This window comes from Ramlibacter aquaticus (genome assembly GCF_015159745.1).
Taxonomy (GTDB): Bacteria; Pseudomonadota; Gammaproteobacteria; order Burkholderiales; family Burkholderiaceae_C; genus Ramlibacter; species Ramlibacter aquaticus.
Genome location: NZ_JADDOJ010000206.1, coordinates 1 through 410 on the forward strand (window position 1 = coordinate 1; position 410 = coordinate 410).

General features: G+C 61.5%; 1 protein-coding gene. It reads right to left on the reverse strand.

Translation table 11 applies throughout. The features are described from left to right. The coding region (locus tag IM725_RS20135; RefSeq protein ID WP_193782411.1) for a branched-chain amino acid ABC transporter substrate-binding protein at window positions 1-410 on the reverse strand (410 nt) is incomplete at both ends.

Below are 410 nucleotides of genomic sequence, written 5' to 3' on the forward strand. Positions count from 1 at the left end.
TTCAGGCCCTGGTCGCGCATCTGACGCAGGATCAGCCCGGCCTCGGTGTAGTAGCCGCCGAAATAGACGATATCGACGTTGGCCGACTTCAGTTTCGAGACCAGGGCCGAGTAATCCTTCTCACCCGGGTTGATGCCCTCGAAGATCACCGGCTTCACGCCCTTGGCCTTGAGCACCATCTGGGTCTCGTCGACCAGGCCCTTGCCGTAAGGGGTCTTGTCGTGGACGAAAGCGATCTTCTTGTCCTTGTAGTTGGCTACCAGATACGCGCCCGCCACCGCAGCTTGCTGGTCGTCGCGGCCGCAGGTGCGGAAGGTGTTCCACATCCCGCGCTCGGTGAACTTCACGTTGGTGGAGGCCGGGGTGATCTGGATGATTCCGGCGTCGAGATAGACGTCGGAGGCCGGGAT